At 60.8% G+C, this 13,579-nt stretch carries 16 protein-coding genes; 7 read left to right on the top strand and 9 right to left on the bottom strand.

Annotated elements, in window-relative coordinates; translation table 11 throughout:
• A partial coding sequence (locus QRN46_RS29000; RefSeq protein ID WP_285358866.1) for a hypothetical protein occupies positions 1-210 on the top strand: 210 nt, incomplete at its 5' end.
• On the opposite strand, the gene infA is transcribed toward QRN46_RS29000, so the two are convergent.
• From infA to aat, 3 genes are all read right to left on the bottom strand, one after another.
• Positions 191-409, bottom strand: a complete 219-nt coding sequence (gene infA, locus QRN46_RS28995) for a translation initiation factor IF-1 (RefSeq protein WP_002553999.1) — start codon at positions 407-409, stop codon at positions 191-193. The two genes, QRN46_RS29000 and infA, sit on opposite strands and share 20 nt — an antisense overlap.
• A 112-nt stretch (positions 410-521) precedes the next feature.
• A complete protein-coding gene (locus QRN46_RS28990) occupies positions 522-1,229 on the bottom strand; it encodes an arginyltransferase (RefSeq protein ID WP_011334947.1) in 708 nt (235 codons plus the stop codon).
• Positions 1,230-1,287: 58 nt separating this feature from the next.
• On the bottom strand, positions 1,288-1,968 hold the full coding sequence (aat, locus tag QRN46_RS28985; protein ID WP_011334946.1) for a leucyl/phenylalanyl-tRNA--protein transferase: 681 nt from the start codon (positions 1,966-1,968) through the stop codon (positions 1,288-1,290).
• Positions 1,969-2,489: 521 nt separating this feature from the next.
• Here aat and QRN46_RS28980 point away from each other — a divergent pair.
• The 6 genes from QRN46_RS28980 to cysG all read left to right on the top strand — a co-directional run bounded on the left by QRN46_RS28980 (position 2,490) and on the right by cysG (position 10,009).
• On the top strand, positions 2,490-4,898 hold the full coding sequence (locus tag QRN46_RS28980; protein ID WP_045121862.1) for a DNA translocase FtsK: 2,409 nt from the start codon (positions 2,490-2,492) through the stop codon (positions 4,896-4,898).
• Positions 4,899-4,976: 78 nt separating this feature from the next.
• On the top strand, positions 4,977-5,597 hold the full coding sequence (gene lolA, locus QRN46_RS28975; protein WP_007958184.1) for an outer membrane lipoprotein periplasmic chaperone LolA: 621 nt from the start codon (positions 4,977-4,979) through the stop codon (positions 5,595-5,597).
• A gap of 24 nt (positions 5,598-5,621) precedes the next feature.
• Positions 5,622-6,944, top strand: coding sequence for a replication-associated recombination protein A (locus QRN46_RS28970; RefSeq protein WP_201820394.1), 1,323 nt, complete (start codon positions 5,622-5,624; stop codon positions 6,942-6,944).
• Entirely contained in the window at positions 6,944-7,318 is a 375-nt protein-coding gene (gene crcB / locus QRN46_RS28965) for a fluoride efflux transporter CrcB (protein ID WP_007958188.1), read from the top strand. Before QRN46_RS28970 ends, crcB begins: the two co-directional genes overlap by 1 nt.
• Before the next feature lie 15 nt (positions 7,319-7,333).
• Entirely contained in the window at positions 7,334-8,614 is a 1,281-nt protein-coding gene (gene serS / locus QRN46_RS28960; RefSeq protein WP_074688938.1) for a serine--tRNA ligase, read from the top strand.
• Entirely contained in the window at positions 8,615-10,009 is a 1,395-nt protein-coding gene (gene cysG, locus QRN46_RS28955; protein ID WP_285358859.1) for a siroheme synthase CysG, read from the top strand. It begins immediately after the preceding gene.
• Positions 10,010-10,054: 45 nt separating this feature from the next.
• On the opposite strand, the gene QRN46_RS28950 is transcribed toward cysG, so the two are convergent.
• From QRN46_RS28950 to tusD, 6 genes are all read right to left on the bottom strand, one after another.
• Positions 10,055-11,056, bottom strand: a complete 1,002-nt coding sequence (locus tag QRN46_RS28950) for a glutathione S-transferase family protein (RefSeq protein ID WP_285358855.1) — start codon at positions 11,054-11,056, stop codon at positions 10,055-10,057.
• A 91-nt stretch (positions 11,057-11,147) separates the two neighbouring features.
• A complete protein-coding gene (locus tag QRN46_RS28945; RefSeq protein ID WP_240872021.1) occupies positions 11,148-12,149 on the bottom strand; it encodes a glycosyl transferase family protein in 1,002 nt (333 codons plus the stop codon).
• Positions 12,146-12,481, bottom strand: a complete 336-nt coding sequence (locus QRN46_RS28940; RefSeq protein ID WP_007958196.1) for a TusE/DsrC/DsvC family sulfur relay protein — start codon at positions 12,479-12,481, stop codon at positions 12,146-12,148. The genes QRN46_RS28945 and QRN46_RS28940 overlap by 4 nt, the downstream gene beginning before the upstream one ends.
• The gene (tusB, locus tag QRN46_RS28935; protein ID WP_285358849.1) at positions 12,478-12,771 is read right to left on the bottom strand and encodes a sulfurtransferase complex subunit TusB; all 294 of its coding nucleotides are present in this window, start codon (positions 12,769-12,771) and stop codon (positions 12,478-12,480) included. The genes QRN46_RS28940 and tusB overlap by 4 nt, the downstream gene beginning before the upstream one ends.
• Positions 12,771-13,127 carry a sulfurtransferase complex subunit TusC gene (tusC, locus tag QRN46_RS28930; RefSeq protein WP_201820379.1) on the bottom strand — a complete coding sequence of 119 codons (357 nt, stop codon included), beginning with the start codon at positions 13,125-13,127 and terminating at the stop codon, positions 12,771-12,773. The genes tusB and tusC overlap by 1 nt, the downstream gene beginning before the upstream one ends.
• 1 nt (position 13,128) lies before the next feature.
• On the bottom strand, positions 13,129-13,521 hold the full coding sequence (gene tusD, locus QRN46_RS28925; protein ID WP_041475586.1) for a sulfurtransferase complex subunit TusD: 393 nt from the start codon (positions 13,519-13,521) through the stop codon (positions 13,129-13,131).
• Positions 13,522-13,579 lie beyond the last annotated feature (58 nt).

Raw genomic sequence — 13,579 nt, 5'->3', positions numbered from 1 at the left:
AAGTGCCGTACGCCGGGGCAAAAGCCTTTTGGTTCCTTTTTGGCGTTTGAAAAAGTGACTCGCTGTAAGAGTGAAACCGCCAGCGGCAGCTCCCGAAGCAACGGATATACACCCAAAACTCAAGCACAAGCCCAAAACCCAGACAAACAAAAACGCCCGGCATTAAGCCGGGCGTCTTGTATTGACTTGATTAGCGAGCGCGGTAAGTAATACGCCCTTTGCTCAAGTCATAGGGCGTCAGCTCGACGCGCACTTTGTCACCGGTAAGAATACGAATGTAGTTCTTGCGCATCTTGCCGGAAATATGCGCGGTTACGACGTGCCCATTTTCCAACTCCACACGAAACATGGTGTTGGGCAGGGTGTCGACGACAGTGCCTTCCATTTCGAAGCTGTCTTCTTTCGACATGCAGTAAAGCCCTCGGTATCCAATGAATGGCCCGGTGCAACTGCGCCAGGCAAAAGCGGCGTGCATTGTGCCCGAAAAATGGGGTTTACGCCAAGGGGTTTAGGGTTTGCATTCAGTTCAGGACGACCCAGCGCTGATTGATCAGCAGTTCGATAGGCCGATATTGGGTCTTGTAGTTCATCTTTTTGCAGTTTTTGATCCAGTAACCCAGGTACACCGCCTCAAGCCCCAGCCGCTGGGCTTCGGCGATTTGCCAGAGGATCGCGTAGCGTCCGAGGCTGCGGCGTTCTTCCTGCGGTTCGTAAAAGGTGTAGACCGCCGACAGGCCGTTGGGCAGCAGATCGGTCACGGCAACTGCGAGCAACCGTCCGTCGAGCCGGAACTCGTAAAAGCGTGAGAAGGGCAGGTCGCGTACCAGAAAAGTCGAGAATTGATCGCGGCTCGGCGGGTACATGTCGCCGTCGGCGTGGCGCTGTTCGATGTAGCGCTGATAGAGGTCGAAGTACTCTTCGCTGAACGCCGGCTTGACCGGGCGCACCTGCAAATCGACGTTGCGCTTGAAAATGCGTTTCTGCTGCCGGTTGGGGTTGAACTGCGCAACAGGAATGCGCGCAGGCACGCAGGCATTGCAGTTCTGGCAATGCGGGCGGTACAGGTGATCGCCGCTGCGACGAAAGCCCATTTCTGACAGGTCTGCGTAGACATGCACATCCATGGGCTGGCTCGGATCGAGAAACAGGGTCGTCGCCTGTTCCTCGGGCAGATAACTGCAAGAGTGAGGCTGAGTGGCATAAAACTTCAACCGCGCCAACTCGGTCATGATCAACCCTCAAGGGTAAGCTGGTGAATTAAGTGTAAGCCACGCGCGCAAAAGTCGCTCAGCAAACCCAGGTCGCATGATTGGGTTGATCGAGGTGTCGGGCCAGATAGTCGGCGAATGTCTGCCGTGAAATGGCCCGGGCGCCGAGGCTGTGCAGGTGGTCGGTTGGCATCTGGCAGTCGATCAGGACGAACCCGGCTTCTCTCAGATGTTGCACCAGTGTGGCAAAGCCGTACTTGGAGGCATTGTCCGCGCGGCTGAACATCGACTCGCCGAAGAACAGTTGCCCCATCGCCAGGCCGTACAGGCCGCCGACCAGTTCGCCCTCATCCCAGACTTCCACCGAATGGGCAAAGCCGCGTCGATGCAATTCGATATAGGCGTCCTGCATCGCTTCGGTGATCCAGGTGCCGTCGGCGTATTCCCGGGGAGCGGCGCAAGCGCGGATCACGGCGTCGAAATCCTGATCGAAGGTCACTCGATAGCGTTGTTTACGCATCAGTTTGCCGAGGCTGCGCGAGACGTGCAGTTCGTCGGGAAAAAGCACGGTGCGCGGATCCGGCGACCACCAGAGAATCGGCTGGCCTTCGGAAAACCATGGAAAGCAGCCATGGCGATAGGCCTGGATCAAGCGATCGGCGGACAGGTCGCCTCCGGCCGCCAGCAGTCCGTTGGGATCGCGCATGGCCTTTTCCAGTGGCGGGAAAGTCAGTGAATTGCGTTGTAACCAAGTCAGCATGGCGTCCAGGCTTGCAGAAGGGGAGGGCGGTGGGCGCTGGGCCCGCGGTAAAGTGTGCCGGGAAATGACGCGAATGTCCTCCATTGCGGTGCTGCGTGTGTGCCGCTGCAACTTGAGCATCCAGATGCGGTCGTAATCCGGCGCAACACCGCTGCGGGCAAGGTCACCGATGCCAATGTGCAGCGCTCAGGGGAGATGAGGCGCGAATGCTTCGCTACGTTCATCAAATACACCTCATAAGCCTTTGTCACAAAAGACAATGCATGCTCAAATTGAACGCCGGGCGTTGTGCATTTGGCTATGCTTGAACCAGCGGCCGTGAAGCATGGCATCGAACGCGCAAACCCGTACAATGCCGGGCTGTTACAGAATATTCGCCGCGTGCCGTGTTTATAAAAGGCGGGGCGCAGTGTTAAAACTAGTCTCCGTTGCGCCCGTCAATTTTTTACCTGCCTGGATTGGGCAGTTTTTTATCGTCATTCAATAGATGGACGCGCCTCTGGCGCAGGAAAAGAAGCGTTTTGAAGAAATCCACGGAAGCACCAAAAACAGTCGTTCCGCTCTGGCGTCAACAGTTGCACTACCGGCTCAAGGAAGGTGCATTGATCGCCATCGGCGCCTTGTGCCTGTTCCTGATGATGGCGTTGCTGACCTACGGCAAGGACGATCCGGGCTGGAGCCACAACAGCAAGATCGACGACGTGCAGAACTTCGGCGGTCCGGCCGGCTCCTACAGCGCCGACATCCTGTTCATGGTGCTGGGTTACTTCGCCTATATCTTCCCGTTGCTGCTGGCGATCAAGGCGTATCAGATCTTCCGTCAGCGTCACGAGCCGTGGCAGTGGAGCGGCTGGCTGTTCTCCTGGCGCCTGATCGGACTGGTGTTCCTGGTGTTGTCCGGCGCCGCGCTGGCGCATATCCATTTCCATGCTGCCACCGGCCTGCCGGCTGGCGCCGGTGGTGCGCTGGGTGAAAGCCTTGGTGACCTGGCCCGCAATGCCCTGAACATTCAGGGCAGCACGTTGCTGTTCATTGCGCTCTTCCTGTTCGGCCTGACGGTGTTCACCGACCTTTCGTGGTTCAAGGTGATGGACATCACCGGCAAGATCACCCTCGACCTGTTCGAACTGTTCCAGGGCGCGGTCAACCGTTGGTGGTCGGCGCGTACCGAGCGCAAGCAACTGGTCGCGCAACTGCGTGAAGTCGACGATCGCGTGCATGACGTGGTTGCACCGACGGTCACCGACAAACGCGAGCAGGCCAAGGTCAAGGAGCGTCTGATCGAGCGCGAACAGGCCCTGAGCAAGCACATGTCCGAGCGCGAGAAACAGGTGCCGCCGGTCATCGCGCCGGCTCCGGTCAAGGCCCCGGAGCCAAGCAAACGCGTGCAGAAAGAGAAGCAGGTGCCGTTGTTCGTCGACAGCGCCGTGGAAGGCACCTTGCCACCGATCTCGATCCTCGATCCCGCGGAAAAGAAACAACTCAATTATTCGCCCGAGTCCCTGGCCGCGGTCGGCCACTTGCTGGAGATCAAGCTCAAGGAATTCGGCGTCGAAGTCACCGTGGATTCGATCCATCCGGGCCCGGTCATTACCCGTTACGAAATCCAGCCTGCTGCGGGCGTGAAGGTCAGTCGTATCGCCAACCTGGCAAAAGACCTTGCGCGTTCGCTGGCCGTGACCAGCGTGCGGGTGGTGGAAGTGATTCCGGGCAAGACCACGGTCGGTATCGAGATCCCTAACGAAGACCGGCAGATCGTGCGCTTCTCCGAAGTGCTGTCGACGCCTGAGTACGACAACTTCAAATCGCCTGTCACCCTGGCTCTGGGCCACGACATCGGCGGCAAGCCGGTCATCACTGACCTGGCGAAGATGCCTCACCTGCTGGTGGCCGGTACCACCGGTTCCGGTAAATCGGTGGGCGTGAACGCGATGATCCTGTCGATCCTGTTCAAGTCCGGCCCGGACGACGCCAAGCTGATCATGATCGACCCGAAAATGCTCGAGCTGTCGATCTACGAAGGCATTCCGCACCTGCTGTGCCCGGTCGTGACCGACATGAAGGACGCCGCCAACGCCCTGCGCTGGAGCGTTGCCGAGATGGAACGTCGCTACAAGCTGATGGCGAAGATGGGCGTGCGAAACCTGTCCGGCTTCAACGCCAAGGTCAAGGAAGCCCAGGACGCCGGCGAGCCGCTGAGCGATCCGCTGTACAAACGCGAAAGCATCCACGATGAAGCGCCGCTGCTCCAGAAGCTGCCGACCATCGTCGTGGTCGTGGACGAATTCGCCGACATGATGATGATCGTCGGCAAGAAGGTAGAAGAACTGATCGCCCGTATCGCCCAGAAGGCGCGTGCGGCCGGTATTCACCTGATTCTTGCGACTCAACGACCATCGGTGGACGTGATCACCGGTCTGATCAAGGCCAACATCCCGACACGGATGGCGTTCCAGGTATCGAGCAAGATCGACTCCCGGACCATCATCGACCAGGGCGGCGCCGAGCAACTGCTTGGCCACGGTGACATGCTCTACATGCCGCCGGGCACCAGCCTGCCGATTCGGGTCCACGGCGCCTTCGTGTCTGACGATGAAGTTCACCGGGTGGTTGAAGCCTGGAAACTGCGCGGCGCGCCGGAATACAACGACGACATCCTCAACGGTGTCGAAGAGGCGGGCAGTGGTTTCGAAGGCAGCAGCGGCGGCGGTGACGGCGATGATCCGGAAGCCGACGCGCTGTACGACGAAGCCGTGCAGTTCGTACTGGAAAGCCGTCGTGCCTCCATCTCCGCTGTTCAGCGCAAGCTGAAGATCGGTTACAACCGTGCCGCGCGCATGATCGAAGCCATGGAAATGGCCGGGGTCGTGACGTCGATGAACACCAACGGTTCCCGCGAAGTCCTGGCCCCTGGCCCGGTACGCGACTGATTCGATACCCTGATCCAAATGCAATGGACGGTGCATGAAGCGCCGTCCACTTTCCCACGAGTATTCAAGAGGACTCCCATGCGTCTTATCCGCATGTTGCTGCCGGTACTGGCTTTGACCACCCTCACGGCTCACGCCGATGACAAGGATGTGGCTCGCCTGACCCAATTGCTCGAAACATCCAAGACTCTGACTGCCAATTTTTCCCAACTGACCCTCGACGGCAGCGGCACCCAGTTGCAGGAAACCACCGGCGACATGACCCTGCAGCGTCCGGGCCTGTTCTACTGGCACACCAATGCGCCGGCTGAGCAGACCATGGTCTCCGACGGCAAGAAAGTCACCCTGTGGGACCCGGACCTGGAACAGGCCACTATCAAGAAGCTCGATGAGCGTCTGACCCAGACCCCGGCTCTGTTGCTGTCCGGCGACGTATCGAAAATCAGCCAGAGCTTCGATATCAGTGCCAAAGAAGCCGGTGGTGTGATCGACTTCACCCTGAAGCCGAAAACCAAGGACACCCTGTTCGACAGCCTGCGTCTGTCGTTCCGCAACGGTCTGGTCAATGACATGCAACTGATCGACAGCGTCGGCCAGCGCACCAACATCCTGTTTACCGGTGTCAAGGCCAACGAAGCGGTCCCGGCATCGAAGTTCAAGTTCGACATCCCGAAGGGTGCCGATGTGATCCAGGAATAAACACAGAGGTTTCAACGGTACGTGATGGATCTGTTTCGCAGTGCACCGATTGCCCAGCCACTGGCCGCCCGTTTGCGGGCGACCAATCTGGATGAGTACGTCGGTCAGGAACACGTGCTCGCTCGCGGCAAGCCTCTGCGCGAGGCGCTGGAGCAGGGTGCCCTGCATTCGATGATCTTCTGGGGGCCGCCGGGCGTGGGCAAGACCACGCTGGCGCGGTTGCTGGCGGAAGTCTCGGATGCGCACTTCGAAACGGTCTCTGCCGTATTGGCCGGGGTCAAGGAGATCCGTCAGGCGGTGGAAATCGCCAAGCAGCAGGCCGGCCAATACGGCAAGCGCACGATTCTGTTTGTCGATGAAGTACACCGCTTCAACAAGTCTCAACAGGACGCCTTCCTGCCGTACGTTGAAGACGGCACGCTGATCTTCATTGGCGCCACCACCGAAAACCCTTCGTTCGAACTGAACAACGCATTGCTGTCGCGGGCGCGGGTCTACGTGCTCAAGAGCCTCGACGAAGCGGCGTTGCGCAAACTGGTGCACCGCGCGCTCACCGAAGAACGTGGTCTGGGCAAGCGTCATCTGACCCTCAGCGATGAAGGCTTCCAAATGCTGCTGACCGCCGCCGATGGCGATGGCCGGCGCCTGCTGAATTTGCTGGAAAACGCCTCGGACCTGGCCGAAGACCACAGTGAGATGGGCACCGAGCTGCTGCAAAGCCTGCTCGGCGACACTCGCCGGCGTTTCGACAAGGGCGGCGAAGCGTTCTACGACCAGATTTCCGCACTGCACAAATCGGTGCGCGGCTCCAATCCGGACGGCGCGCTGTACTGGTTTGCGCGAATGATCGACGGCGGCTGCGATCCGCTGTATCTGGCCCGGCGCGTGGTGCGCATGGCCAGCGAAGACATCGGCAACGCCGACCCTCGTGCCTTGAGCCTGTGCCTGGCCGCGTGGGAAGTGCAGGAACGTCTCGGCAGCCCGGAAGGTGAGTTGGCAGTGGCTCAGGCCATCACTTATCTGGCCTGTGCGCCGAAAAGCAACGCGGTGTACATGGGCTTCAAGACCGCGCTGCGCGCCGCCGCCGAACATGGCTCGCTGGAAGTGCCGCTGCACCTGCGCAATGCGCCGACCAAATTGATGAAGCAATTGGGCTACGGCGACGAATACCGTTACGCCCACGACGAACCGGACGCCTACGCGGCCGGCGAAGACTATTTCCCGGAAGAACTCGACCCGATTCCGTTCTACCAGCCGGTGCCCCGTGGCCTGGAGTTGAAGATCGGCGAAAAGCTCAACCACCTCGCCCAACTTGATCGTTTAAGCCCCCGGCAGCGGAGAAAATAGTGGTTCCACTGATCGTTGCAGTCTCCGTCGGCGGGATTGCCGGCACCTTGTTGCGCTTCGCCACTGGCAATTGGGTCAACGCCAATTGGCCGCGGCACTTCTATACCGCGACGCTGGCCGTTAATATCGTGGGCTGTCTGCTGATTGGCGTGTTGTACGGCCTGTTTTTGATACGCCCGGAAGTACCGATCGAGGTGCGTGCCGGGTTGATGGTCGGCTTCCTAGGGGGGCTGACGACATTTTCATCCTTTTCACTGGATACGGTGCGCCTGCTGGAAAGCGGGCAAGTGCCGCTGGCCCTGGGCTATGCGGCCATCAGCGTATTCGGCGGGCTGCTCGCGACGTGGGCCGGCCTGTCCCTGACCAAACTTTGATAACGAGAAACCGACATGCTCGATTCCAAACTGTTACGTAGCAACCTTCAGGACGTAGCGGACCGCCTGGCTTCCCGTGGCTTTGCCCTGGATGTCGCGCGCATCGAAGCGCTGGAAGAACAGCGCAAGACCGTCCAGACCCGCACCGAAGCACTGCAGGCTGAGCGTAACGCGCGTTCCAAATCCATCGGTCAGGCCAAGCAGCGCGGCGAAGACATCGCGCCGCTGATGGCGGACGTCGAGCGCATGGCGGGCGAACTGAGCGCCGGTAAAGTCGAGCTGGACGCGATCCAGACCGAACTGGATTCGATTCTGCTGGGCATCCCGAACCTGCCGCACGAATCGGTACCGGTCGGCGAAGACGAAGACGGTAACGTCGAAGTCCGTCGCTGGGGCACCCCGACAGCCTTCGATTTCCCGGTTCAGGACCACGTGGCCCTGGGCGAGAAGTTCGGCTGGCTCGATTTCGAAACCGCCGCCAAGCTGTCCGGCGCACGCTTTGCGCTGCTGCGCGGCCCGATTGCTCGTCTGCATCGAGCACTGGCGCAGTTCATGATCAACCTGCACGTCACCGAGCATGGCTACGAAGAGGCTTACACGCCTTATCTGGTTCAGGCCCCGGCGCTGCAAGGCACCGGTCAACTGCCGAAGTTCGAAGAAGACCTGTTCAAGATCGCTCGCGAAGGCGAAGCCGATCTGTACCTGATCCCGACCGCCGAAGTGTCGCTGACCAACATCGTGGCCGGTGAAATCGTCGATTCGAAACAGCTGCCGATCAAGTTTGTTGCCCACACTCCGTGCTTCCGCAGCGAAGCCGGCGCGTCGGGTCGTGACACTCGCGGCATGATCCGTCAGCACCAGTTCGACAAGGTCGAGATGGTCCAGATCGTCGAGCCGTCGAAATCGATGGAAGCGCTCGAGAGCCTGACCGCCAATGCCGAGAAAGTCCTGCAACTGCTGGAGCTGCCTTACCGCACCCTGGCGCTGTGCACTGGCGACATGGGCTTCAGCGCAGTCAAGACTTACGATCTGGAAGTGTGGATTCCGAGCCAGGACAAATACCGCGAAATCTCGTCGTGCTCCAACTGCGGCGATTTCCAGGCCCGCCGCATGCAGGCGCGTTTCCGCAACCCGGAAACCGGCAAGCCTGAGCTGGTGCACACCCTGAACGGTTCCGGTCTGGCAGTCGGTCGTACCCTGGTGGCCGTGCTGGAAAACTACCAGCAGGCCGACGGTTCGATCCGTGTGCCGGACGTGCTGAAGCCGTACATGGGTGGCCTTGAGGTCATCGGCTAAATGAAATATCTGCCGCTGTTTCACAACCTGCGCGGCAGTCGTGTGTTGGTCGTCGGTGGGGGGGAGATTGCCTTGCGCAAATCCCGCCTGCTGGCCGATGCCGGTGCGCTGCTGCGGGTGGTCGCACCTGAAATCGAAGCGCAACTGCGCGAACTGGTTGCCGCCAGCGGTGGCGAATGCCTGCTGCGTGGCTACGCCGAAACGGATCTGGACGGCTGCGGGCTGATCATTGCCGCCACCGATGACGAAGCGTTGAACGCGCAGGTCTCCGCCGATGCCCACCGGCGCTGCGTGCCGGTCAATGTGGTCGATGCGCCGGCGCTGTGCAGCGTGATCTTCCCGGCGATTGTCGATCGTTCACCGCTGATCATTGCGGTTTCCAGCGGCGGCGATGCGCCGGTGCTGGCCCGGCTGATCCGCGCCAAGATCGAAACCTGGATTCCTTCGACCTACGGCCACCTGGCCGGTCTGGCTGCGCGGTTTCGTGAGCAGGTCAAAGGCCTGTTTCCGGATGTTCAGCAGCGTCGCGGTTTTTGGGAAGACGTGTTCCAGGGGCCGATTGCTGATCGGCAACTGGCAGGACAGGGCGCCGAAGCCGAACGTTTGCTGCAAGCCAAGATTGACGGCGAAGCCATGGTCACGACCGGCGAGGTGTATCTTGTTGGGGCAGGACCGGGCGATCCGGATCTGCTGACCTTCCGCGCCTTGCGCCTGATGCAGCAAGCCGATGTGGTGCTGTACGACCGCTTGGTCGCTCCGGCGATTCTTGAGCTGTGCCGCCGCGATGCCGAGCGGGTCTACGTCGGCAAGCGTCGCGCCGATCACGCCGTGCCGCAGGATCAGATCAACCAGCAACTGGTGGATCTGGCCAAAGCCGGCAAGCGTGTGGTGCGGTTGAAGGGCGGGGATCCGTTCATTTTCGGCCGTGGCGGCGAAGAGATCGAGGAACTGGCGGCCCATGGCATTCCGTTTCAGGTGGTGCCGGGCATCACGGCGGCCAGCGGTTGCGCGGCGTATGCCGGGATTCCGCTGACTCATCGCGATTATGCGCAATCGGTGCGTTTCGTCACCGGGCACTTGAAAGACGGTTCCACCGATCTGCCGTGGTCGGACCTCGTCGCGCCGGCTCAGACGCTGGTGTTCTACATGGGGTTGGTGGGGTTGCCGATCATCTGCGAGCAGTTGATCAAACATGGTCGCGCGGCCGATACCCCGGCAGCGCTGATCCAGCAGGGCACCACGGTCAATCAGCGGGTCTTCACCGGCACGCTGGCCGACTTGCCGCGTCTGGTGGCGGAGCATGAAGTGCATGCGCCGACGCTGGTGATCGTCGGCGAAGTGGTGCAACTGCGCGAGAAACTTGCGTGGTTCGAGGGCGCTCAGGGTCAAATCTGACGACTCTGAAGGGATCGTTCCCACGCGGTGGGAACGATCCTGCTTTCAACCTCTGCGCCAAACCCCTTTCCCGCCCAACCGGTCCCGGTCATGGGCAACAGTGAAATCCTGCTTCGGCCCCTTCGGCACCACCCCGGTCGGGTTGATGGTCTTGTGGCTACCGTAGTAGTGATTTTTGATGTGCTGGAAATCCACGGTCTCGGCAACGCCCGGCCACTGGTACATCTCCCGCAGCCAGTTCGACAGGTTCGGATAATCGCTGATCCGCCGCAGATTGCATTTGAAGTGCCCGTGATACACCGCGTCGAAACGAATCAGCGTGGTGAACAACCGCACGTCCGCCTCGGTCAGGTATTCGCCCGTCAGATAACGGTTGGCGCCCAGCACCTGCTCCAGATGATCCAGTTCGGCAAATACATCATCGAACGCTTCCTCATAGGCTTTTTGCGAGGTGGCAAACCCGGCGCGATACACGCCGTTGTTCACGGCAGGGTAGATACGTTCGTTCAGCGCATCGATCTCGCCGCGCAATGGCGCCGGATAGAAGTCCAGGTCGTTGCCGGTCAAGTCATCAAAGGCGCTGTTGAACATGCGGATGATCTCCGCCGATTCGTTGCTGACGATGCGCTTGAGTTTCTTGTCCCACAGCACCGGCACGGTGACGCGGCCGGTGTAGTCGGCAGTGTCAGCGGTGTAGCGCTGGTGCATGAAATCGAAGTGGTCGAGTTTGTCGCCGGTCGAACCGAGGTTTTGGTCGAAGGTCCAGCCGTTTTCCAGCATCAGCCAGCTGACGACGGAAACATCGATCAGGCTTTCCAGGCCTTTGAGCTTGCGCAGAATCAGCGTGCGATGAGCCCATGGACAGGCGAGAGAGACATAAAGGTGATAACGCCCGGCTTCGGCGGCAAAACCGCCTTCACCGCTCGGGCCCGGCTCGCCGTTGCGAGTGACCCAGTTGCGGCGCTGCGCCTGTTCGCGCTGGAACGCGCCGTCCTTGCTGCTTTCGTACCACTTGTCCTGCCAGCGGCCGTCGACGAGTAAACCCATGATCAAAACTCCAGAAACCAATATTCGTTGGAGCCGAGTCTATTCCGATGAGTTCGAACAAAAAGCGCAAAGATCCGGCGTTTATGATCGGTTAAATCGATTTATCCCGCGCGGCCCAGTATTGCTCGGCAGTTTCGAAAGCCTGCTCACGGCTCTGACCGAGGCCACGCAGTGCCAACGCCATGGTCGAAATCAGCGCCATTTGCGGGTAACTGTCGACTACATCGCCGCGCCAGACGGCTTTCAGGTGTTCGATATCCAGCGACGCCGGTTTGACGTGACGCTGCGCCGATAGCTGCGGCCATTCCTCGTCCCAGCTCTCGCCGCCAGTGGTGCCGTACAAGTGGCTGTCGGCATCCGGATTGATCTCGATTTCGCCGCCGTCGCCCTTGATCACGATTGCGGTGTCGCCAAGCAGCCCGCTGGCATCGCGATGCACCGCTTGATAACCGGGGTGGAAAATGCTCTGCAAGCCGCAACGCGCGCCCAATGGATTGAGAATCCGCGCCAGCGAGTGGATCGGTGAGCGCAGACCCAGGGTGTTGCGCAGGTCGATCATCCGTTGCAACTGCGGCGCCCAGTCCACCAGCGGCATGAACGCCAGGCCACCGTTATCCAGCGCCGCGCCGACTTGTTGCCAGTTGCGGCACAGTGGAATGTTCAGCTCACCGAGCAATTGTTCGGAGTACAAGCGCCCGGCGGTGTGGGCGCCGCCGCCGTGCATGAAGATACGCACGCCGTTCTGTGCCAGGCACTTGGCGGCCAGCAGATACCATGGCAGGTGACGCTTCTTGCCGGCATAGGTCGGCCAGTCCAGATCGACGTTCAGTGCTGGCGCCTGCAAGCGCTCGCGCAGGGCCTCGGTGAACCCGGCCATTTCCTCGGCGCTTTCTTCCTTGTGCCGCAGCAGCATCAGGAAGGCGCCGAGCTGGGTTTCTTCGACCGCTTCGTCGAGCACCATACCCATGGCTTCCCGCGCTTCCTCGCGGGTCAGGTCGCGGGCGCCGCGCTTGCCCTTGCCGAGGATGCGCACGAACTGGGCGAACGGATGTTCGGCGGGCGTTTCGAGGGTCAGCGCTGGATAGTCGGTCATAGGCAATTCGTCGGTTTGGGCAGGCCCGCCAGTTTCGCGGCGAGTTTGGCAGGGGTGCCTTTGAACAGTCGGTTCAGGTGCAGGCTGTTGCCTTTCTCCGCGCCGAGCTTGAGCGCGGTGTACTTGATCAGCGGCCGGGTGGCCGGAGACAACTGGAATTCGGCATAGAAGCTGCGCAGCAGTTCGAGGACTTCCCAGTGTTCAGGGCTCAGTTCGATGTCCTCGGCAGCGGCCAAGGCGCTGGCGACTTCGGCCGACCAGTCGTTGAGGTCGACCAGGAAGCCGTCCTTGTCCAGTTCGATGGCGCGGGCGCCGACGGTCAGCGCATTCATAGCCAGCTGTTGACCTTGTCGTGGTGGATCGACAGTTCGACGAAGGCCGGGTAATCGATGGCTTCGGCCCAGTCCGGGACCTGCACGCCACGGGCTTGCGCGTCTTCGGCCAGCACGAACAATTTCACCTGACGAGATTCCAGCGCACTGAACGGCGCAGTGCCGGGTTGCAACGCATAAGCGGCATCGCCCGACAGCAACAGCGCATCGCTGGCACCCAGCAGGCGCAGGCAACTGGTCAGGCGTTCGTCGCCAAACGGGGAGTGGGACAACACATGCAAAGTCGACATCAGAGGGTGATCACCTGGTCGTAACGGTCAATAAGGGCGGTGATTTCATCGGCGGCCAAGGGCTGCGCCTCGTCCAGCGAACGATCGCCGAGGCCGCGAACCCTGGCGCTGTCGGCGCAGTAGAACAGCTCTTCGACGCCGAACATCGGCAGCGCTTGCAGGTTGGCGCTCAGGTCTTTCTGCTGCAGTGCCTTGGCGTTTTGCCCGGCCGCCAGTTGCAACACGCCGTCGTCGAGAAACAGCAGACCGATCGGCAGATCGAAGGCGCCGCCGGCGAGCACGATGTCCAGCGCTTCGCGGGCGCCGGGGCCGGACCACGGCGATTGGCGGCTGATGATCAGAAGGGATTTGGCCATGTCAGGCGCCTCCGAAACAGATCAGGCGGTCGGCATCCTGCACCGCGTCATGCAACTGGCCGAGGCCGGACAATTCCCACGGTGCGCTGACGGCCACGGCATCACGCTGATAACGCCCGGCTTCCTCGGCATTCAACACGCCACGGCGCAGGGCGGCGGCGATGCACACCACGCCGTCGAGGTTTTGTTCGGTGATGAAATTGCGCCATTGCTTGGGCAGGTCCAGCTCGTCCTGCGGCGTGACCACGGCGTCGGACGCGTTGTGGACCCCGTCCTGATAGAAAAACAGCCGGACAATTTCATGCCCGCCGGCCAGCGCAGCCTGGGCGAACAGCAGGGCGCGGCGCGAGGAGGGCGCATGGGCGGCGGAAAACAGCGCAATGGCGAACTTCATGACGGACTCGATCAGCAAAACTGCGGCCATGATAAAGCTTTCTCGGCGGGGCGGCGAA

The organism is Pseudomonas sp. lyk4-R2A-10 (assembly GCF_030209075.1).
GTDB classification, from domain to species: domain Bacteria; phylum Pseudomonadota; class Gammaproteobacteria; order Pseudomonadales; family Pseudomonadaceae; genus Aquipseudomonas; species Aquipseudomonas glycinae.
The sequence above is the reverse complement of the archived record's forward strand: the minus strand, read 5'-3'. Positions and strand labels throughout refer to the sequence as shown.